The organism is Massilia sp. Root351, assembly GCF_001425045.1.
GTDB lineage: Bacteria > Pseudomonadota > Gammaproteobacteria > Burkholderiales > Burkholderiaceae_D > Rugamonas.
Genome location: NZ_LMDJ01000032.1, coordinates 169,275 through 189,965 on the forward strand (window position 1 = coordinate 169,275; position 20,691 = coordinate 189,965).

Below are 20,691 nucleotides of genomic sequence, written 5' to 3' on the forward strand. Positions count from 1 at the left end.
ATATAGAAGGGTCTATTTCGGCTGCTTCTTGAACAGTTCGCGGAACACCGGGTAGATGTCGGCCGGCGTGACGATTTTCTGCATGGCGAAGTGGGCGTGCAGGTCGGGCACCTGGGCGTACTGCTCCCACAGGTTCTGCGGCGGCCCGTCCGTGATCTCGACGTAGGTGTAGTACTGCACCTTGGGCATGATGGTGTTGACCAGCAGCTGCTTGCACAGCAGCGAATCGTTGTCCCAGTTGTCGCCGTCCGAGGCCTGGGCCACGTAGCTGTTCCACTGGCCGGCGCCGAAGCGCTCGTCGATGATCTTGTTGAGCAGGTGCAGCGCCGACGACACCACCGTGCCGCCCGACTCGCGCGAGTGGAAGAATTCATCCTCGCTCACCTCGGCCGCGGCCGTGTGGTGGCGGATGAAGACCACTTCGATCCTGTCGTACACGCGCTTGAGGAACAAATACAGCAGGATGAAGAAGCGCTTGGCGGTGTCTTTGCGGCTCTCGTCCATGGAGCCGGACACGTCCATGATGCAAAACATCACGGCCTGCGTCATCGGCTTGGGCACTTTCACCCGGTTGCTGTAGCGCAAGTCGAACGGGTCGATATAGGGGATGGCCAGCAGCCGCGTGTGCAGGTGGTGGATCAGCTTGCGCAGTTCGACCACGTAGGGGTCTTCCATCGGCGCGCCCGCCTCGAGCAGGGCCTGCAGTTCGCGCTCGGCCTCCAGCAGCCGCTTGCGTGAACTGCCGCCAACGGCGATGCGCCGGCCCAGCGCGCCACGCAGCGAGCGCAGCACGTGGATGTTGGACGGTGTGCCGGACACGGTGTAGCCGGCGCGCTGGTTCTTGAACTCGGTGGTGGCGGTGAGCTGCGTCTTGACCAGGTTGGGCAGTTCCAGGTCCTCGAAGAAGTAGTTCATGAATTCTTCGCGCGACAGTTCGAAGATGAAATCGTCTTCGCTGGTCTGGTCGCTATTGCCGGCCTTGCCGCGCCCCGAGCCGCCGCCGCCTTTCGGCCGCGCGATCTGGTCGCCCTTCTGGTACTCCTGGTTGCCCGGGTTGATCACTTCCCACACGCCGCCATGGGCATGGCCGAACGACGGTTCGTTCACATCCTTGACGGGAATGGAAACCTTTTCGCCATTCTCGACGTCGGTGATCGAGCGGCCCTTGATGGCCCGTCCCACCGCGTCCTTGATCTGGCCCTTGTAACGCCGCAAGAAGCGTTCGCGGTTGACCGCGGACTTGTTCTTGCCCTGCAAACGACGATCAATGAGGTAAGTCAAAGTGCCTCCTGCTGCTACATGGATACCGGCGCGGGAACGGGACGGCTGCCGGCCTGCCGGGCCGCCCCTGTTCCATATTATCTCACCGCCGGCTTAGGATGACTTCCTCACGCGCAGATACCACTCGCACAGCAAGCGCACCTGTTTTGCGGTGTAGCCTTTTTCCACCATGCGCGCCACGAAGTCGGCGTGCTTGTTGGCGTCCTCGGCGCTGGCCTTGGCGTTGAAGGAGATCACCGGCAGCAGCTCCTCGGTATTCGAGAACATCTTCTTCTCGATCACGGTGCGGAACTTCTCGTAGCTGGTCCAGGCCGGATTCTTGCCGCCGTTGTTGGCGCGCGCGCGCAAGCCGAAGTTGACGATCTCGTTGCGGAAGTCTTTCGGGTTCGAAATCCCGGCCGGCTTCTCGATCTTCTCCAGCTCGTTGTTCAGCGACTCGCGGTCGAAGCTCTCGCCGGTGTCCGGATCGCGGTATTCCTGGTCCTGGATCCAGAAGTCGGCAAACGTCACGTAGCGGTCGAAGATGTTCTGGCCGTACTCGGAATAGCTCTCCAGGTAGGCGGTCTGGATCTCCTTGCCGATGAACTCCACGTAGCGCTGCGCCAGGTGCTCCTTGATATAGGAGAAGTATTTCTGTTCGGTTTCCGGCGGGAACTGCTCGCGCTCGACCTGCTGCTCCAGCACGTAGAGCAGGTGCACCGGGTTGGCGGCCACTTCGGTGGTGTCGAAGTTGAACACCTTGGACAGGATCTTGAAGGCAAAGCGCGTCGACAGCCCGCTCATGCCCTCGTCCACCCCGGCGTAGTCCACGTACTCGTGGATGGACTTCGCTTTCGGGTCGGTGTCCTTCAGGTTCTCGCCGTCGTACACCAGCATCTTGCTGAAGATGGACGAGTTCTCGGGGTCCTTCAGGCGCGACAGGATGGCGAACTGCGCCATCATCTTCAAGGTGCCCGGCGCGCACGGCGCCTTCTCCAGCGAGGAATTGACCAGCAGCTTGTCGTAGATCTTGATCTCGTCGGTCACGCGCAGGCAGTACGGCACCTTCACTATATAGATACGGTCGAGGAATGCCTCGTTGTTGCGGTTGTTCTTGAAGGCCTTCCATTCGGACTCGTTGGAGTGCGCCAGGATGATGCCGTCGAAGGGGATGGCGCCGAAGCCCTCGGTGCCCTTGTAGTTGCCCTCCTGGGTGGCGGTCAGCAGCGGGTGCAGCACCTTGATGGGCGCCTTGAACATCTCGACGAATTCCATCAGGCCCTGGTTGGCCAGGCACAGGCCGCCGGAATAGCTGTAGGCGTCCGGGTCGTCCTGCGCGTAGTCCTCCAGCTTGCGGATGTCGACCTTGCCCACCAGCGAGGAAATGTCCTGGTTGTTCTCGTCGCCCGGCTCGGTTTTCGAAATCGCGATCTGCTTCAGGATGGACGGGTAGCGCTTGACCACGCGGAACTGGTTGATGTCGCCGTTGAACTCGTGCAGGCGCTTGACCGCCCACGGGCTGGGGATGTTGCGCAGGTAGCGGCGCGGGATGCCGTAGTCCTCTTCCAGGATGGTGCCGTCCTCGGCCTCGTTGAACAGGCCCAGCGGCGACTCGTTGACGGGCGAGCCTTTCAGGCAGTAGAAGGGCACCTGTTCCATCAGCGACTTGAGCTTCTCGGCGATCGACGACTTGCCGCCGCCCACCGGCCCCAGCAGGTACAGGATCTGCTTGCGCTCCTCCAGGCCTTGCGCGGCGTGGCGGAAGAAGGACACCACTTGCTCGATCACTTCCTCGGTGCCGTAGAACTCGCGGAAGGCGGGGTAAATCTTGATGACCTTGTTGGCGAAGATGCGCGACAGCCGCGTGTCGTTGCGCGTGTCGACCAGGGTCGGCTCGCCGATCGCGGCCAGCATGCGCTCCGGCGCGGTGGCGTAGGTCAGCCTGTCCTTCTTGCATAGCGCGAGGTACTCTGTCATCGACATTTCCTCTTCCTTGGTGCGCTCGTACCGTGCTGCGTAGTTGTCAAAAATGGTCATTTGAATGTCCTTTGATGTAAACCTGCTAGTCACCTGGTCGGCAGTCAAGACGGCTGCTGGCCCTTGCCTTAATCGATGCTCACTCCCTGCATTATTTTTGTTTGTGTTCTTAGTTGTGCTTGCCAGCTGCCTGCGCTGGTACGGATTGCCCGTACCTCGGAGCTGAACTTTGTGGCCGTGCGGTGGACTTTTGCCGGCATGTTTGTGTGTATGTCGAAACGCATCTTACGTCTATGAAATTTATTATTGCTCTATTGGATCAGGAAGTCAAAAGGTATGTCGTAATTTACTTAATTAGTTTGTGCAACTTATTGATTTTAAAGCGGAAAAATGTGTAAAAACATAAATTTTCAGTGGTTTTTACGGCGCTTTTCCGGTGCTTTTGTGCCACATTAGCACGGCTGAAGCGGTCATGCCGACACCCATGCAAACCGTGCGCGCATTTTGCTTTGCCGTTAAGATGGCCGCATCGCGAACCTCACGGAAGAAACCACATGAACGACCAGCTGCGCACGGCAGTGCAAGCCATGCCGAAAGCCGAACTGCACATCCACATCGAAGGTTCGCTCGAACCGGAACTGATCTTCGCGCTGGCCGCGCGCAACGGCGTGGCGCTGCCGTACGCCTCGGTGGACGCGCTGCGCGCCGCCTACGCCTTCACCGACCTGCAATCCTTCCTCGACATCTACTACGCCGGCGCCAGCGTGCTGCTGCAGGAGCAGGACTTCTACGACATGACGGCGGCCTACCTGAAAAAAGCCGAAGAAGACCATGTGCGCCACACCGAGATTTTCTTCGACCCGCAGACCCACACTGCGCGCGGCGTGGACATGGAGACAGTCTTCAACGGCATCCACCGCGCCTGCCAGGACAGCCCGGTCAGCGCCACGCTGATCATGTGCTTCCTGCGCCATCTGCCGGAAGAGGACGCGCTGGCCACGCTGGACGGCGCGCTGCCCTACCTGGACAAGATTATCGGCGTCGGGCTGGACTCGTCCGAAGTGGGCCACCCGCCGGAGAAATTCGCGCGCGTGTTCGCCCGCTGCAAGGAGCTGGGCCTGCACCTGGTGGCGCACGCCGGCGAAGAAGGGCCGCCGGCCTACATCCAGTCCGCGCTGGACGTGCTGCATGTCGAGCGCATCGACCACGGCGTGCGCGTACTGGAAGACGCGGCGCTGACGGCGCGCGTGGCGCGCGAGCAGATCGCGCTGACGGTGTGCCCGCTGTCGAACACCAAGCTGCGCGTATTCGACCGGATGCAGGACCACAACCTGGTGCAGCTGCTCGACGCCGGCCTGCTGGCCACGGTGAACTCGGACGACCCGGCCTACTTCGGCGGCTACATGAACGACAACTTCATCGCCACCTTCGAAGCGCTGCCGCTGACGCTGGCGCACGCCCAGCGGCTGGCGCGCAACAGCTTCCAGGCCGCCTTCCTCCCGGCCGAGCAAAAGCAACGATTCCTCGCCGAAGTCGACGCCTTCTTCGCCGCCGTCCCTGCCTGAGGACAACACATCCGTCCCCACTTCGCATGCCACGCAGAAGCAGCCTGTGCCGCATTTCCCACCACTTCGGGGTCAGACCCCGGTGTCACGGAAATGCGGCTCAGTTCGCTAGAGTACCTGGAGCGTTTTATGTTTGAACCGCCTTTACTAACAGCCTCGCTTGACTGGCCAGCAGTACAAATTCATGGCCGGGGCGCGCGTTTTCGGCGTCGCCGTTCCTGCCTGATTGCAATCAATCCGCCTCAAATTTGTTTGCCGTTCGGAAGCAGCCTGAGCCGCATTTTCCGCGCCTTCGGGGTCTGACCCCGAAGTGCAGGGAATGCGGCTCAGTTCGTTGGAGTATCTGGAGAGTTCCATGTTGAATCTGGCTTTACGTATGACCTTGCGCGATTGGCGTGCGGGACAGTTGCGCTTCTTGCTGGTGGCGCTGATCGTGGCCGTGGCCGCGCTGTCGGCGTCCGGCTTTTTCATCGACCGCCTGCGCGCGGCGCTGGAGCGCGACGCGCACCAGCTGCTGGGCGCGGACATGGTGGTCGCGGCCGACCAGCCGCTGGAGCCGGCCTGGCGCGCCGAGGCCCAGCGGCGCGGCCTGGCGATGGCCGATACGGTGGTGTTCCCCAGCATGGCGCAGGCGGGCGAGGGCGAGGCGGTCCTGTCGCAGCTGGTGTCGCTGAAGGCGGTCAGCAGCGCGTATCCGCTGCGCGGCCGCGTCAAGACCAGCACCGATCCCGAACAGGCCAACGACGGCGTCGGCGTGGCCGCCAGCGACGTGCCGCAGCCCGGCACGGCCTGGGTCGACGCCGGCCTGCTGACCGCGCTGCAAGTGGGCGTGGGCGGCGACATCAAGCTGGGCGACAGGCGCTTCCAGGTGGCGCGCCTGATCGCGGCCGAGCCGGACCGGGGCGCATCCTTCATGCATTTCGCGCCGCGCGTGATGCTGCCGCTGCCGGACCTGGCGGCCACCAACCTGGTGCAGCCCGGCGCGCGCGTCACCTACCGCCTGCTGCTGGCCGCGCCGCCGCAGCGCGGCGGCGACGTCAAGGCGTACGAAACCTGGCTGCGCGCCCAGATCGAGAAGAGCGGCGTAAAAGGCGTGCGCGTCGATTCGCTGGAGGCGGGCCGCCCCGAGATGCGCTCGACGCTGGAGCGCGCCGACCGCTTCCTGTCGCTGGTGGGCCTGCTGTCGGCCATGCTGGCGGCAGTGGCCGTGGCCATGGCGGCGCGCCGCTTCATGACGCGCCACCTGGACGCCTGCGCCATGCTGCGCTGCCTGGGCCTGACCCAGAACCAGGCCACGTCCATGTACCTGATCGAGTTCCTGCTGGTGGGCCTGGCCGGCAGCGTGATCGGCGTGGCAATCGGTTTCGGCAGCCACTTCGTGCTGCTCGAGGCGCTCGGCAAGCTGGTGGCCAACGACCTGCCGCCGGCCTCCATCGGCCCGGCGCTGCAAGGCGTGGCCACCGGCATGCTGCTGCTGGCCGGGTTCGCGCTGCCGCCCATCCTCCAGCTGCGCAACGTGCCGCATAACCGCGTGATCCGCCGCGAGGCGGCCGCGCCGCAGCCGATGGCGCTGGCCACCTACGGCCTGGGCCTGGGCAGCTTCGTGCTGCTGTTGCTGTGGCAGGCCGGCGACGCCAAGCTGGCGCTGATGACGGCGCTCGGCTTCCTGGGCGCCTTCGCCGCGTTCGCGCTGGTGGGCTGGCTGGGCCTGAAATCGCTGCAGTCCGTGCGCGGCGCGTTCAGCCACCAGGCCTGGCGCTTCGCGGTCACGTCGCTGCAGCGCCGCCCCGGCGCCACCGTGATCCAGATCGTGTCGCTGGCGCTGGGCCTGATGGCGCTGCTGCTGTTGACCGTGGTGCGCGGCGACCTGATGACGGCCTGGCGCAACGCCACGCCGGCCGATGCGCCGAACCGCTTCATCATCAATATCCAGCCCGAGCAGAAGGAGGCGATCGCGCAGCGCCTGGCCAGCGCCGGCGTGGTGAACGCGCCGCTGTATCCCATGATACGGGGCCGCCTGGTGGCGGTGAACGGCCAGGCCATCACCGCCGCCACCTACACGGAGGACCGCGCGCGGGGCCTGGCCGACCGCGAGTTCAATCTGTCGACCATGGACACCATGCAGGAGGGCAACCGCATCGCGGCCGGCAAGTGGTTCGGCGACAGGGCCGTGCCGGCAGGCATGGCGGAAGCGTCGGTGGAGGAGGGCATCGCCAAGACCTTGCGCCTGAAGCTGGGCGACACCATGCGCTTCGATATCGCCGGCTCGCCGGTGGAGGCGAAAATCACCAGCCTGCGCAAGCTGGAATGGGGCTCGATGCGGGTGAATTTCTTCGTCATCATCAACCCGCAAGCGATGGCCGACGCGCCGCAAAGCTGGATCACCGCCTTCCACCTGCCGAAAGCGCAGGCGGCGCTGGGCAACGCCCTGACGCGCGACTATCCCAACCTGACCATCGTCGACGTGGGCAGCGTGCTGCGCCAGGTGCAGTCGGTGCTGGACCAGGTGATCATGGCGGTGGAGTTCCTGTTCGCGTTCACGCTGCTGTCCGGCGTGCTGGTGCTGTACGCGGCGCTGATGGGGTCGCAGGACGAGCGTACCCGCGAGGCCGGCCTGCTGCGGGCGCTGGGCGCGACCCGCAAGCAGCTGTCCCAGGCGCAGCTGATCGAGTTCACCCTGGTGGGCGCGCTGGCCGGCCTGCTGGCGGCCAGCGGCGCGGCGGCCATGGGCTGGGGCCTGGCGACCTATCAGTTCAAGTTCGAGTGGGCCTTCAATCCGGGCGTGTGGCTGGCCGGGCTGGCGGTGGGCGCGCTGTGCGCCATCGCGGGCGGCTGGCTGGGCCTGCGCGGCGTGCTGAGCCGCCCGCCGCTGCAGACCCTGCGGGAAGCCTAAGCCGCCCTCAGGCGGCTTCCCGCACGTACTGCGCGTGCGTGTAGGGCTGCTCGCGCAGGTAGCTGGGCGGCACCCCGAACAGCGCCCAGTAGTAGGTCTCTTCGCCATGGCACACCTGCGGCTCCTGGCAGTAGCGCTGCCAGTTGCCGCCGACAGCCTTGTCGTACATGCCGTCGTGGCCCATGTGATTGAAAAAGGGCAGCACGTGGCGCTGCTCGAGCGCCTGCAGCAGCGACAGTGGCGCGCCGCTGTCGCGCGCGATTTCGAACTGCGCCTGCATGCCGGCCTCGGTCTCCACCACCATCAGCTGCGCGTCGCCGGCGGTGTCGATCAGCAGGATGCCGTTCGGCTGCGGGAACACGTAGTGCTCCACGAAGCCGTGCCGCAGGTACAGCTGCCGCACCACTTCGGCCACGCGGCGGCATTGCAGGAAGCTGTATTCGTGCATGGCCAGCAAGTCATGCGCCACCCTTTCCTGGTCGAGGAACCAGGCCTGCTGCATCTGCGCGATCTGGCGTTCCAGCTGCTGCGGCGCGTCGTCGTCCTGCTTGCGCACATAACGGTCGATCAGGCCGTCGTTCATGGCTTCCATGGCCAGCCGTTCCTCTGCCGGCCCGGCCAGCAGAATCTTCTTGCAAGGCAGGTATTGCAGCGCGCGGCAGAAGTCCAGGCCGTTCAGGCGCGGCATGTAGAAATCCACCACCAGCACCGACGGCACCGAAAAACGCTCGCGCTGGCTGCAGATGCGGAAGATGCCTTCCACGTCCACCGTTACGCTGCAGGCCGGCAAGTCATGGTTGACGCGCAGCGGCGCGCGCGCATGCCGCGGACTCTCCATCATCCATGCCAGGGCCTCGTCGGAGCGGTGAAAAATCTTGCGCGCGTGGGGCGGCACAGGCAGGTTCTGCAGAAATGAACTGTGGTCGTCCACCAGGACGGTGACCGTGGGGTGGGCGTAAATGGGCAGTTTCATTGCATTGGAACTCTTGATCAAAGATGAAGTTTCGCCTGAAATAGTGCTTTAACATTTGACGAATATCAAGCTTTGGCTGTGTAAGCTATGATGGAGTCTATGAATGAGCCACACTCCCTTTATGAAACCATCGGCGGTGAAGCCAAGCTGCGCGAAATGGTGGACCGCTTTTACGATTTGATGGAACTGGAACCGGAATTCGCCGGCATCCGCGCCCTGCATCCGCCCAGCACCGACGGCTCGCGCGACAAGCTGTTCTGGTTCCTGTCCGGCTGGATGGGCGGGCCGGACGCCTTTGTCGAGCGCTTCGGCCACCCGCGCCTGCGCGCGCGCCATTTGCCGTTTCCCATCGGCACCAGCGAGCGCGACCAGTGGCTGCGCGCCATGGCCTGGGCCATGGAGGATGTCGGCATCGCCGAGCCGCTGCGCGTGCGGCTGATGGAGTCCTTCTACCAAACGGCGGACTGGATGCGTAACCATCCGCACTGAGTCCGCATTCACTTGAGCTTATGACGCATATCGAATTCCTGGTCCTGCTGGCGCTGGGCGCCGTCCTGCTGGTGCTGCAAATCCTGTTGCTGCTGCGTAGCCGTGGCCAGGGCGGCGGCCACGCCGAACTGGCTTCCCACATCGAACGGGTGGAACGCGAAGTGCGCATGCAGCTGCAGGCCACGGCGCAGGCGTCGCGCCAGGAAATGGGGCAGACGCTGTCGCAATCGCATGCAGCCACGGTGCAGCAGCTGGATGGGATGCGGCGCCAGATCGAGGTGCTGACCGAATCGAACGCGCGGCGCCTGCTGGAGGTGCGCGCCACGCTGGAAGTGAAGATGCGCGAATTGCAGACCGATAACGGTGCCCGCCTGGAGGAAATGCGCAAGACGGTCGACGAGAAGCTGCACGCCACGCTCGAGGCGCGCCTGAGCGCGTCGTTCCAGCAAGTGTCGGAACGGCTGGAGCGGGTGCACCAGGGGCTGGGCGAGATGCAGCTGCTGGCGCAGGGCGTGGGCGACCTGAAGCGCGTGCTCACCAACGTGAAAACGCGCGGCACCTGGGGTGAGGTGCAGCTGGAAATGCTGCTGGAGCAGGTGCTCACGCCGGACCAGTACGCGAAGAATGTGGAGACGGTGGCGGGCAGCAATGCGCGCGTGGAATTCGCGCTCAAGCTGCCGGGCCAGGTGGCGGGCGGGGCGCCGGTGTGGATGCCGATCGACGCCAAGTTCCCGAAAGAGCAGTACGAGCGCCTGCTGGAGGCCGCCGAGCGGGCCGACGCGGAGGGCGTGGCGACGGCCGGGCGCGAACTGGAACGCGCCGTGCGCGGCGAGGCCAGGACTATTGCCGACAAGTACCTGGCGCCGCCACAGACCACCGATTTCGCCATCCTGTTCCTGCCCACCGAGGGCCTGTACGCGGAAGTGATGCGCAGGCCTGGGCTGGCCGACGAGCTGCAGCGCGTCAACCGGGTCAGCATCGCGGGGCCGTCGACCTTGATGGCTTTGCTGAACAGCTTGCAGATGGGCTTTCGCACCCTGGCGCTGGAAAAGCGCTCGTCCGAAGTGTGGCAGGTGCTGGGGGCGGTGAAGACGGAGTTCGGCAAGTTCGGCGACGTGCTGGCCGCCACCAAGCTGACCCTGGAAAAGGCCGCCCGCAACATCGAGACGGCGGAGGTGCGCAGCCGCCAGATGGCGCGCAAGCTCAAGACCGTGGAAGCGCTGCCCAGCGAAGCGGCCCAGCTGATGCTGGGGCCGGACACCGATGCGGAGCTGCCGGACGCCTAGCGCGGGCCGGCGGCCGCGGGCCGCACCATCTGCCAGGCGTGCTCAGGCCAGCCCGTCGAACAGCACCACGTCCACCAGGTCGCCCGGGGCGGCATCGCCCTGGCTGGCCGCCAGCACCACCATGCAATTGGCTTCCGACATGGAGCGCAGGATGCCCGAGCCCTGCGCGCCGGTGATGCGTACTTCCTGTTCGCCGTTGCCGTTCACGCTCAGGATGCCGCGCTGGTATTCGGTGCGCCCCGGCTTTTTGCGGATGGCGGCCGCGCTGCGCGCGCGCATCACCGGCAGCGCCTGGCGCGCCGCATCGGCCCCCATCAGCTGCAGCAGCGCGCCGCGCGCGAAGAAGTAGAACGCCACCATGGCCGCCACCGGATTGCCGGGCAGGCCGAACAGCAGCGCGCTGCGGCCGTTGGAGGCGATGCGGCCGAAAGCCATGGGCCGGCCGGGCCGCATTTCCATTTTCCAGAACGCCACGTCGCCCAGTTCGGCCATGATCTGGCGGATGTAGTCGGCCGCGCCGGCCGACACGCCGCCGGTGGTCAGCACCACGTCGGCCCGCTCGCACGCCATGCGCAAGGTGGCGCGCAGTGTGTCCGGGTCGTCCTTCACGCTGCCCATGTCGATGGCTTCGCAGCCGAGCCGCCGCAGCATGCCGAACAGGGTGTAGCGGTTGCTATCGTAGATGCTGCCGGCGTCGAGCGGCTCGCCGACCGAGCGCAGTTCGTCGCCGGTGGAGAAGTACGCCACCCGCAGGCGGCTCTGCACCGCCACTTCGGCAATGCCCAGCGAGGCGATCAGGCCCAGGTCGGCCGGGCTGATCCGCTTGCCCTTGCGCAGCGCGGGCGCGCCCGCCGCCAGGTCCTCGCCCCGGAAGCGGCGGTTGGCGCCGGGCGCGATGCTGCCGGCCGCCACGGTGACGCTGCCGTCGCCGGCGGCGGCGGCCAGTTCCTGCGGCAGCACGGTGTCCAGGCCGGCCGGCATGACAGCGCCCGTCATGATGCGCACGCATTCGCCGGGACCGGCCGGCACGGCGGCGGGCCGGCCGGCATAGGCGGTGGCCACCACCTTGAAGGTGGTGGCGGCGCCGGGCTGCAGCTCGGCGCCGCGGAAGGCGTAGCCGTCCATGGCGGAGTTGTCGTGCGCGGGCACGTCGATGGGGGAGATGATGTCGGCGGCCAGCACCCGGTCCAGCGCGCTGCGCAGGCCGACCCGTTCAGCCAGCGGCGCCGGCGGCATCTGCTGCACCAGGCTGCGGATGATGGCTTGCGCCTGCTCGACAGGCATGGCGTCCGGCGTGTAGCCGGCGGCGGCGGGGCCGCGGCCCCGCGCCGCCAGCGCTTCCATGTCTTTCAGGTCGCCCAGCGTGTTGATGTTGCGGAAGGCGCCAGCGTCGCTGAACAGCACTTCGGCCACGCGCACCGATTTGTACCAGCCGTCCATGCGGCGCGCGCCGGTGTCGAGATAGGCGCTGAGCTGCGGCAGCACGCTGGCTTTCATCAGGCTGAACACCGGATGCACGCGCTGGTAGCTGTCGCCGCTCTCGTCCGCCTCGGCGGTGACGGCCACCGCCAGGTCGGCGTCCTGTTCGCGCAGGGCGGCGTGCAGGCGCCCGGCCAGGTCGGCCGGCAGGAAGGGGGAGTCGCAGGGGGCCGTCAGCAGCAGCTCGGTGGTGCAGTTGCGCAGCGCCGTCTGCAGGCCGGCCAGCGGGCCTTCGAAGCCGCTCAGCTGGTCGGGCCAGACCGGCACGCCCATGGCTTCATAGCTTGCCAGGTTGCGGTTGGCGCTGATGGCCACGCTGGCCACCTGCGGCGCCAGCCGCTGCAGCACATGGGCTGCCAGGGTGCTGCCATGGAAGGGCTGCAATCCTTTGTCGACGCGGCCCATGCGGGTGCCGCGTCCGCCGGCCAGGATCAGGCCGGTAACCTCGTTCTTCAAGCTCAAACTATCCCCCGATATAAGACATCTCGACTTTTTGACGCTGGTCTATGCCCTCCGTCTGGCTGGTGCGCAGTGCGGAGTAGCGGTCGCCGCGCGCCTGCCACAGGTGGCTGACGGCGCCGGAAATCTGCGCGTCGCTGCTGCCGTTGCGCAGCAGGGCGCGCAGGTCGTGGCCGCGCGTGGCAAACAAACAGGTGTACAGCTTACCCTCGGTGGACAGGCGGGCGCGGGTACAGTCGTGGCAAAATGCCTGGGTTACACTCGAAATCAGCCCGATCTCGCCGCCGCCGTCGAGGTAGCGCCAGCGCGCGGCGGTTTCGCCGGTGTAATTGGCGGCGACAGGTTCCAGCGGCAGTTCGGCGCCGATGCGGCGCGCCACTTCGGCCGACGGCACCACCTCGTCCAGCTTCCAGCCGTTCGAGGCGCCCACGTCCATGTATTCGATGAAGCGCAGGATGTAGGGGGTGTTCTTGAAGTAGCGCGCCATCGGCAGGATTTCCTGGTCGTTCATGCCGCCCTTGACCACCATGTTGACCTTGATCGGCCCCAGGCCCACGCCGTGCGCCACGTCCAGGCCGTGCAGCACGTCGGCCACGGCGAAGTCGACGTCGTTCATGCGCTTGAAGATGGCGTCGTCCAGCGCGTCCAGCGACACGGTGACGCGCTGCAGGCCGGCGTCCTTGAGCGACTGGGCCTTCTTGGCCAGCAGCGAGCCGTTGGTGGTGAGCGTCAGGTCGAGCGGCTTGCCGTGCACGGTTTTCAGCTCGGCCAGCATGCCGATCAGCTTCTCGATGTTCTTGCGCAGCAGCGGCTCGCCGCCGGTCAGGCGCAGTTTCTCGACGCCGTGCCCGATGAAGATCTTCGCGATGCGCGTGATTTCCTCAAAACTCAGCAGCGAGGAGTGCGGCAGGTAGTGGTAGTCCTTGTCAAACACTTCCTTGGGCATGCAGTAGACGCAGCGGAAATTGCAGCGGTCGGTGACGGAGATGCGCAGGTCGTGCAGGGGACGGGCGAGCTGGTCCCGCAGCTCGCCCGTGGGCGCCTGCAGGATGGCTGGCACGACAGCCGCTTGCGAGCGGTTGTCGGTGAAGAGGATGATTTTTTCAGACATGCGGATACGATAGCACGACGGCAGTTTGCCTGCTCGCGGATAGTTGCATATATGTAATTACAATAAAAAAGGGGAAGCGCATGGCTTCCCCTTTTTAGTCGACCGTCCGGCGATTAACGGCGGGTGTCAACCTGGACCAGCGGTTCGTCCGCTTGCGGCGGCAAGGGCTTGCGCTCGCGCGGCACGCGCACCGGGGTGCTGGCCGCTTGCGAGGCGGCTTCCTGCGCGGCGCGCAGCTTGGCCGGGTCGGTCGCTGCCAGCGTCAGGCCGGCCGCTTCCAGGATCGCGTTCAGGTCGGCTGGCTTGGCGGCCGGCGCTGCTGCTGGCGCTGGCGCGGCTGCCACCGGTGCGGCGGCTTCGGCGGCTGGCGCTGCTGCCACGGCTGGCGTTGCTGCTGCCGGAGCCGCTTCGGCGACAGGCTCGGCCGCCGGCGCGGCAAGCGGGGTTGCAACCGGCGTTGCGGCCGGCGTTGCGTCAGCGGCTTGCGGCTTTTGCTCGAAAGCGTACTCGGCGGCCGGGGCCGGCTCTGGCGTCGCTGGCACTGCGTCGGCAACTGCCACGGCAGGCACTGCTTCGGCGGCCGCCGCGGCTGCTTCGGCTGCTGCCGGGGCGGCGGCAACCGGCGCCTCTGCAACAGGGGCCGCTTCCACGGCAGGCGCAACCTCGGCGGGCGCTGCGGCAACTACGGCCTCCACAGCAATAGCCGGGGCCGGCGTGACTACCGGGGCAGCCGGCGGCGCGTCGGCAGCTGGCACCGGTGCGTCCACGGCCACGGTCGGATCGACCGGAGCAGCCACGGCGGCAGGCGCGTCCGCCACGGCGACCGTTGCTTCGGCGGCAACCGGGGCCGCGGCCGGCACGGTCGGATCGGCCGGAGCGGCCACAGCCACAGGCGCTGCCGGCGCGGCTTCGCCTTCGGCCGGAGCGACGGTGAAGCTGATCACCGGTGCGGACTCGCCTTCGGCCAGTTCCGCGCCCTCGACGCCTTCGGCGCCGTCGCGTTCGCGGCGGTTGCGGTTGCGGCCACCACGGCGGCGGCGGCGGCGCGGCTCTTCGCCGTCCACTGCTTCGCCGTCTTCGCCGTCAGGACCGGCGTTCGCCGGGACTTTCACTTGCGCTTCACCCGCTGGCGCGGCCACCGCCGGTGCCCCGGTCAGGGTGACGGCTGCTGCGGCGGCGCCTGCGGTCAGTGCCAGCTCGTCTGCTTTCGCATCGGCTTTCACCTCGACCGGCGCCTTGTCGGCGCGCGGTTCACGCGGTGGGCGCGGCGTGCGTTCGGCACGTTCCGGGCGCTCTGCGCGCTCAGGACGCTCGGCGCGTTCCGGGCGCGGGGCCTGGGCGTCGGCCGGCTGGCCTTCGCGCGCTTCACGCGGCTCGCGCGGTGGACGCGGCGGACGGGCTGGACGGCCTTCGCGCGCTTCCACTGGCTTGGTCGCTTCGTCGGCGCCGGTGCGGGCGCCTGGTTCGCGTTCTTCACGCTCGCGGCTGCCCGGCTTGCCGCTGCGGCTGCGGCCGCGCGGGCCACGGGCGTTGCGGTCGCCGCGCTCGGCGCTCGGCTTGGCGGCCGCTGCCGGAGCAGGCGCTGCCGCCGGCTCTTCCTTCTTCGGCGAGAAGAAGGAGAACAGCTTGGCGAAGAAACCTTGCTCTGGTGCAGCCACCACCGGCGCAGGCTTGACCGGCTCCGGCGCAGGCTTGCGCTCCACCACCGGGGCAGGCTGGGCCGGGGTGATGGTCTTGACGACGGCTTCCTGGCGCGGCTTGGCTTCTTCCTTCTGGCGCTTGTTGTAGGCCATGTCGGTTTCAGCTTGCTCGGCCATGGTGTAGCTGGCGGTGTGGTCTTCCAGGCGCGGATCGTCGTGCTTGATGCGCTCCAGCTTGTAGTGCGGCGTGTCCAGATGCTTGTTCGGGATCAGGATCACATTGATGCGGTGGCGGTTCTCGATCTTCAGCACTTCGCCGCGCTTTTCATTCAGCAGGAAGGCCGCCACGTCCACCGGCACTTGCACGTGGATGGTGGCCGAGTTTTCCTTCATCGCCTCTTCCTGGATGATGCGCAGCACCTGCAGGGCGGACGATTCGGTATCGCGGATGTGGCCGGTGCCCGAGCAGCGCGGGCAGGTCACGTGCGAGCCTTCGGACAGCGACGGACGCAGGCGCTGGCGCGACAGTTCCATCAGGCCGAAGCGGGAAATCTTGCCCATCTGGACGCGGGCACGGTCGTGGTGCAGCGCATCCTTCAGGCGCTGTTCCACTTCGCGCTGGTTCTTGGCCACTTCCATGTCGATGAAGTCGATCACGATCAGGCCGCCCAGGTCGCGCAGGCGCAGCTGGCGGGCCACTTCTTCGGCCGCTTCGCAGTTGGTGTTGAAGGCGGTGGTTTCGATGTCCGAACCGCGCGTGGCGCGCGCCGAGTTCACGTCCACCGACACCAGCGCTTCGGTGTGGTCGATGACGATGGCGCCGCCCGATGGCAGCGGCACGGTGCGCGAGTACGCCGTTTCAATCTGGTGTTCGATCTGGAAGCGGGAGAACAGCGGCACGTCGTCGCTGTAGCGCTTGACGCGGTGCACCATGTCCGGCATCACGTGGCTCATGAACTGGTGAGCCTGCTCGTAGATGACGTCGGTGTCGATCAGGATTTCGCCGATGTCTGGCTGGAAATAATCGCGGATGGCGCGTATCACCAGCGACGATTCCTGGTAAATCAGGAAGGCGCCCGAGGCGGCCTTGCCGGCGCCTTCGATCGCGCGCCACAGCTGCATCAGGTAGTTCAAGTCCCACTGCAGCTCTTCGACGTTGCGGCCGATGCCGGCGGTGCGGGCGATCACGGACATGCCTTGCGGCAGGTCCAGCTTGTCCATGGTTTCGCGCAGTTCCTGGCGCTCTTCGCCTTCGACGCGGCGCGATACGCCGCCGCCGCGCGGGTTGTTCGGCATCAGGACCAGGTAGCGGCCGGCCAGCGAGATGAAGGAGGTCAGGGCCGCACCCTTGTTGCCGCGCTCCTCTTTTTCCACCTGCACCATGATTTCCTGGCCTTCGCGCAGCGCTTCCTTGACGGAGGCATTGCGCACGTCCACGCCTTCGCGGAAGTAGCTGCGGGCCACTTCCTTGAACGGCAGGAAGCCGTGGCGGTCTTCGCCGTAGCTGACGAAGCACGCTTCCAGCGATGGTTCGATGCGGGTGATGACGCCTTTGTAGATGTTGGACTTGCGCTGCTCACGGCCAGCGGTTTCGATGTCGATGTCGATCAGTTTCTGACCGTCGACGATGGCAACGCGCAACTCTTCTTGCTGCGTCGCATTGAACAACATGCGTTTCATTTTTATTAACTCCGCGGCCCGAAGGCCATCTCTAGCCGTTCCCTCGGGAACGGCGTGATACCAGGGATATACGCGGGAGTAAGGAGGCGGAGGGGTTTTGCCTCGTCATGCGGCGCAGCAACGCGGTAGCGTTGCGGCCGCAAAGGGCGCATGAGGCCGAGCGTCATGCCGAGTGTGCGCACTGCTTGCAACTCATCCAGCGGGCCGAGCGGCCGAGGTGACTCGGCCGGGGCGGGCGGGGCAGGCAGGCGTGCGCAAAGCGTCGAGCCATGGCATCTTGTATGGTGCCTGGCGAAAACGGCAAGCGTAATCAGCTTCATCAACCAGCGAGCAACGACTGTGTGCTTGCTCACCGGACTTATCCTAACAATCCAGCCAATCTAATCCCAGCACCCGTGCGCGCTACCCGATGGCGACAGTGGTCGCCACCCTGATGACCGCACGAGTGTGCGTATACATTTATTTCCACTGAATTTGCTAAATAAGCGAGGCCAGCGGATACGCCCCTGTGTAAAATGTGCTTTTATTCTTACACGTACAGCAGCTTAAACTGCGGCAAAACGATTATATATTCAAAATGAAGGACTTAGAGAGATTTTCTGGGAAGAACGGCCGAAACATGGTCCAGAATGCGGCGCAAAAGCCGCAAGCCGCCGTCCCCACACAGGTCCTGCCGCAAGCACAATTCCTGACGATAGGCGAAGAAGACGCCGGGCAACGCATCGATAACTACCTGTTGCGTATTTGCAAAGGTGTGCCGAAAAGCCATATCTACCGCATCCTGCGGTCCGGCGAAGTGCGCGTGAACAAGGGCCGCATCGATCAGCTGTACCGTTTGGTACAGGGCGACGTGGTGCGCGTGCCGCCGGTGCGCGTGGCGGAAAAGGCCGAGTCCAACGTGCCTGCCGCCGAGTTCGCCATCATTTTCGAGGATGCGCACCTGCTGGTGATCGACAAGCCGGCCGGCACCGCCGTGCACGGCGGCTCGGGCGTATCCTTCGGCGTCATCGAGCAGCTGCGCGCCGCGCGCCCGGACGCGAAGTTCCTGGAGCTGGTGCACCGCCTGGACCGCGACACTTCCGGCCTGCTGCTGCTGGCCAAGAAGCGTTCGGCGCTGACCAATCTGCACGAGCAGATGCGCGACGGCCATACCGACAAGCGCTACCTGACCCTGGCGGTGGGCGACTGGAAGAATGCGCGCCAGCATGTCAAGTCGCCGCTGAAGAAGTATTCGACTGCGGACGGCGAGCGCCGCGTGGCGGTGGCCCCGGACGGGCTGGCTTCGCACACGGTATTTACCTTGCTGAAAAAATATCCGCAGTTCGCGCTGCTGGAAGCCGAGCTGAAAACCGGGCGCACCCACCAGATCCGGGTTCATCTGGCATCGTCGGGCTTCCCCATCGCAGGTGACGATAAATACGGCGATTTCGCACTGAATAAGGCGCTCCAGAAAGCCGACGCCACGCGCGGCGCGCTCAAGCGCATGTTCCTGCATGCCCACCAGATCACGTTTACCCACCCGGAAACGGGCAAAACCATGACGCTGAACGCGCCGCTGGCCGCCGAATGCGAGCGATTCTTGCTAAGCTTGGGCAAACCATTGAATTTATAGATAGAGGAGCCGGTGGCAGGCAGCGCCGGAATACATGGCAAGAAAGCAATTTGATCTGATCGTGTTTGATTGGGACGGCACGTTGATGGACAGCACATCAACAATCGTGCGCTGCATCCAGGCTGCGGCCAAGGATCTGGCCCTGCCCATTCCCGGCGAGGACGCGGCCTCGCACGTCATCGGCCTGGGCCTGTACGAGGCCATGCAGGCGGTGATGCCCAACATCGACCCCAAATATTATCCGCGCATGGTGGAGCGCTACCGCTACCACTACTTGTCGAAAGACCATGAGCTGACCTTGTTCAAGGGCGTGGCCGAGATGCTGCAGGAACTGTCGCAGCAGGCGTACTTCCTGGCCGTGGCGACCGGCAAGAGCCGCGTCGGCCTGAACCGCGCGATGAATGCGGCCGGGCTGCTGTCGCTGTTTGACGCCACGCGCTGCGCGGACGAAACCTTCTCCAAGCCGCATCCGGCCATGCTGCAGGAACTGACCCGTGAACTGGGACAGGACTTGAAGCGTACCCTGATGATAGGCGACACCAGCCATGACTTGCTGATGGCCAACAACGCCGGTGCGGCCGGGGTGGCGGTCGAGTACGGCGCCCATCCGGTCGACCAGCTGCAGGCCTGCAACCCGATGTACTCGGCCAAAACCGTGGCCGAGCTGCACCAGTGGCTGAACGAGAACGCCTGATGAGCGATAGCGTGGAAATCCTGATCTGCGCGGCCGACGCGGTAGCGGACCTGGGCCGCGGCGTGCGCTTCCCAGTCACGGCCGGCGGCGAGGACGCCACCGGCTTCGTGGTGCGCTATGGCGGCAAGGTCTACGGCTACCTGAACCGGTGCGCCCACGTGCCCATCGAACTGGACTGGAACCAGGGCGAATTTTTCGAGTCGAGCAAGCTGTACATCATGTGTTCGACCCACGGCGCGGTGTACATTCCCGACAACGGCCAGTGCGCCGGCGGTCCGTGCCGTGGCGGCCGGCTGCGCCCGATCGCCGTGGTGGAGCACGACGAGCACCTTTATTGGCAGCCGGACGACTACATCCGGCCCGCCCGCGCCTGAGCGGCGCCCACCCCCGAGTTAAGATTTTATGAGCGACAATACGAGCGATAACAATCACGCTGGCGGCAACACTCCCGCCGGCGCCGCATCCAATCCGGCGCCTGCGCCCGCCCCATCGGTGGCGGGGCTGAACTGGGAGCGCGAGGTACTCGAAAAGCTGGTGCTGTCCACCGTGCGCGAGCGCCGCGCCAACCGGCGCTGGGGCATCTTCTTCAAATTGATGACCTTAGTGCTGGTATTTGTCGCCATCGCCGCCTATTTCGATTTCACCTTCCCCGGCGCCGACACCGAAACCCTGGGCCGCCACACGGCCCTGATCGAGATCGAAGGCGATATCGAAACGGAAGGCAGCGGTTCGGCGGCGGTGGTGATCCCGGCCCTGAACAAGGCTTTTTCCGACCACGGCTCGGTGGCCGTGGTGCTGCATATAAATAGCCCGGGCGGCAGCCCGGTGCAGGCTGGCATGATCGTCGACGAGATCCGCCGCCTGCGCCAGGGCTACCCGGCCAAGCCGCTGTACGTGGTGGTCAACGAAATCTGCGCCTCGGGCGGCTATTACATTGCTGCCGCCGGCGACAAGATTTTCGTCAACAAGGCCAGCATCGTCGGCTCCATCGGCGTGCTGATGGACGGGTTTGGCTTCAGCGGCGTCATGAACAAGGTCGGCGTGGAGCGGCGCCTGCTGACGGCCGGGGCCGACAAAGGCTTCCTGGACCCGTTCATGCCGATGAGCGAGAAACACCGCCAGCACGCGCAGACCATGCTGAACGAGATACACGGCCAGTTCATCGACGTGGTGCGCACCGGACGCGGCAAGCGCCTGAAGGAAACCCCGGAAACCTTCTCCGGCCTGTTCTGGACCGGCGCGCGCGCCATCGACATGGGCCTGGCGGACGGGCTGGGGACGGTCGATACCGTCGCGCGCGACGTGGTGCACGCCGAGGACATCGTCGACTACACCCAGCACGAGGGTTTGCCTGAGCGCGTGCTGAAGAAATTCGGCGCCGCCATGGGCGCCGGCGTGATGAAGGCGGCAGTGCAAAGCGCTGCCCCCGCAGTGCGCTAATTGCAGAGAAATGTCGTGTTTGCGTGCGTCACCGCACGGTGCAACATTGACAAGACGGCCTGATTTCTTCTTGTATTCTTCCCGGGGTGGGCTATATTGGTGTTGTAGTTCTTTCCCAGGGAGGCCGCATAAA

At 65.5% G+C, this 20,691-nt stretch carries 14 protein-coding genes; 8 read left to right on the forward strand and 6 right to left on the reverse strand.

Features of this window, described 5'->3' with window-relative positions:
• Positions 1-12 precede the first annotated feature (12 nt).
• On the reverse strand, positions 13-1,281 hold the full coding sequence (locus tag ASD15_RS23685; RefSeq protein WP_057157501.1) for a YeaH/YhbH family protein: 1,269 nt from the start codon (positions 1,279-1,281) through the stop codon (positions 13-15).
• Positions 1,282-1,374: 93 nt separating this feature from the next.
• Positions 1,375-3,297 (reverse strand): PrkA family serine protein kinase, encoded by a 1,923-nt coding sequence (locus tag ASD15_RS23690; protein WP_025595594.1) that lies wholly within the window; start codon positions 3,295-3,297, stop codon positions 1,375-1,377.
• A 494-nt stretch (positions 3,298-3,791) separates the two neighbouring features.
• On the opposite strand from ASD15_RS23690, the gene ASD15_RS23695 reads away from it, so the two are divergent.
• Together ASD15_RS23695 and ASD15_RS23700 are read left to right on the forward strand one after the other, a co-directional pair.
• The gene (locus tag ASD15_RS23695; protein ID WP_057157502.1) at positions 3,792-4,802 is read left to right on the forward strand and encodes an adenosine deaminase; all 1,011 of its coding nucleotides are present in this window, start codon (positions 3,792-3,794) and stop codon (positions 4,800-4,802) included.
• 355 nt (positions 4,803-5,157) lie between these two features.
• Positions 5,158-7,695: an ABC transporter permease gene (locus ASD15_RS23700; protein ID WP_057157503.1), complete on the forward strand. Its 2,538-nt coding sequence runs from the start codon at positions 5,158-5,160 to the stop codon at positions 7,693-7,695.
• Between the two features lie 7 nt (positions 7,696-7,702).
• On the opposite strand, the gene ASD15_RS23705 is transcribed toward ASD15_RS23700, so the two are convergent.
• Positions 7,703-8,668, reverse strand: a complete 966-nt coding sequence (locus tag ASD15_RS23705) for a response regulator (RefSeq protein ID WP_057157504.1) — start codon at positions 8,666-8,668, stop codon at positions 7,703-7,705.
• Between the two features lie 90 nt (positions 8,669-8,758).
• Between ASD15_RS23705 and ASD15_RS23710 the strand changes: the two genes are divergently transcribed.
• Positions 8,759-9,157 (forward strand): group II truncated hemoglobin, encoded by a 399-nt coding sequence (locus ASD15_RS23710; RefSeq protein WP_057157736.1) that lies wholly within the window; start codon positions 8,759-8,761, stop codon positions 9,155-9,157.
• Between the two features lie 20 nt (positions 9,158-9,177).
• Positions 9,178-10,443: a DNA recombination protein RmuC gene (locus tag ASD15_RS23715; protein ID WP_057157505.1), complete on the forward strand. Its 1,266-nt coding sequence runs from the start codon at positions 9,178-9,180 to the stop codon at positions 10,441-10,443.
• A 42-nt stretch (positions 10,444-10,485) separates the two neighbouring features.
• Here ASD15_RS23715 and glp read toward each other — a convergent pair whose 3' ends face one another.
• The 3 genes from glp to ASD15_RS23730 all read right to left on the reverse strand — a co-directional run bounded on the left by glp (position 10,486) and on the right by ASD15_RS23730 (position 16,812).
• Entirely contained in the window at positions 10,486-12,378 is a 1,893-nt protein-coding gene (gene glp, locus ASD15_RS23720; RefSeq protein ID WP_307188302.1) for a gephyrin-like molybdotransferase Glp, read from the reverse strand.
• A 7-nt stretch (positions 12,379-12,385) separates the two neighbouring features.
• Positions 12,386-13,492, reverse strand: coding sequence for a GTP 3',8-cyclase MoaA (gene moaA, locus ASD15_RS23725; RefSeq protein ID WP_057157506.1), 1,107 nt, complete (start codon positions 13,490-13,492; stop codon positions 12,386-12,388).
• A 113-nt stretch (positions 13,493-13,605) separates the two neighbouring features.
• The gene (locus ASD15_RS23730; protein ID WP_057157507.1) at positions 13,606-16,812 is read right to left on the reverse strand and encodes an Rne/Rng family ribonuclease; all 3,207 of its coding nucleotides are present in this window, start codon (positions 16,810-16,812) and stop codon (positions 13,606-13,608) included.
• Positions 16,813-17,389: 577 nt separating this feature from the next.
• Between ASD15_RS23730 and ASD15_RS23735 the strand changes: the two genes are divergently transcribed.
• Genes ASD15_RS23735 through ASD15_RS23750 form a run of 4 tightly spaced genes read left to right on the forward strand, consistent with a single transcriptional unit; the run spans position 17,390 to position 20,558 of the window.
• Positions 17,390-18,424, forward strand: coding sequence for an RluA family pseudouridine synthase (locus ASD15_RS23735; RefSeq protein WP_057157508.1), 1,035 nt, complete (start codon positions 17,390-17,392; stop codon positions 18,422-18,424).
• A gap of 34 nt (positions 18,425-18,458) precedes the next feature.
• A complete protein-coding gene (locus ASD15_RS23740; protein ID WP_057157509.1) occupies positions 18,459-19,118 on the forward strand; it encodes an HAD-IIIA family hydrolase in 660 nt (219 codons plus the stop codon).
• Entirely contained in the window at positions 19,118-19,492 is a 375-nt protein-coding gene (locus tag ASD15_RS23745) for a Rieske 2Fe-2S domain-containing protein (RefSeq protein WP_057157510.1), read from the forward strand. Before ASD15_RS23740 ends, ASD15_RS23745 begins: the two co-directional genes overlap by 1 nt.
• A 28-nt stretch (positions 19,493-19,520) precedes the next feature.
• The gene (locus ASD15_RS23750) at positions 19,521-20,558 is read left to right on the forward strand and encodes a S49 family peptidase (protein ID WP_057157511.1); all 1,038 of its coding nucleotides are present in this window, start codon (positions 19,521-19,523) and stop codon (positions 20,556-20,558) included.
• Positions 20,559-20,691 lie beyond the last annotated feature (133 nt).

Coding starts and splice junctions, on each gene's coding strand:
- ASD15_RS23740 (WP_057157509.1), top strand. CDS start 18,459: ATGGCAAGAAAGCAATTTGATCTGATCGTGTTTGATTGGGACGGCACG.
- ASD15_RS23750 (WP_057157511.1), top strand. CDS start 19,521: ATGAGCGACAATACGAGCGATAACAATCACGCTGGCGGCAACACTCCC.
- ASD15_RS23690 (WP_025595594.1), bottom strand. CDS start 3,297: ATGACCATTTTTGACAACTACGCAGCACGGTACGAGCGCACCAAGGAA.
- ASD15_RS23745 (WP_057157510.1), top strand. CDS start 19,118: ATGAGCGATAGCGTGGAAATCCTGATCTGCGCGGCCGACGCGGTAGCG.
- ASD15_RS23715 (WP_057157505.1), top strand. CDS start 9,178: ATGACGCATATCGAATTCCTGGTCCTGCTGGCGCTGGGCGCCGTCCTG.
- ASD15_RS23730 (WP_057157507.1), bottom strand. CDS start 16,812: ATGAAACGCATGTTGTTCAATGCGACGCAGCAAGAAGAGTTGCGCGTT.
- ASD15_RS23735 (WP_057157508.1), top strand. CDS start 17,390: ATGAAGGACTTAGAGAGATTTTCTGGGAAGAACGGCCGAAACATGGTC.
- ASD15_RS23700 (WP_057157503.1), top strand. CDS start 5,158: ATGTTGAATCTGGCTTTACGTATGACCTTGCGCGATTGGCGTGCGGGA.
- ASD15_RS23705 (WP_057157504.1), bottom strand. CDS start 8,668: ATGAAACTGCCCATTTACGCCCACCCCACGGTCACCGTCCTGGTGGAC.
- moaA (WP_057157506.1), bottom strand. CDS start 13,492: ATGTCTGAAAAAATCATCCTCTTCACCGACAACCGCTCGCAAGCGGCT.
- ASD15_RS23710 (WP_057157736.1), top strand. CDS start 8,759: ATGGAGTCTATGAATGAGCCACACTCCCTTTATGAAACCATCGGCGGT.
- ASD15_RS23695 (WP_057157502.1), top strand. CDS start 3,792: ATGAACGACCAGCTGCGCACGGCAGTGCAAGCCATGCCGAAAGCCGAA.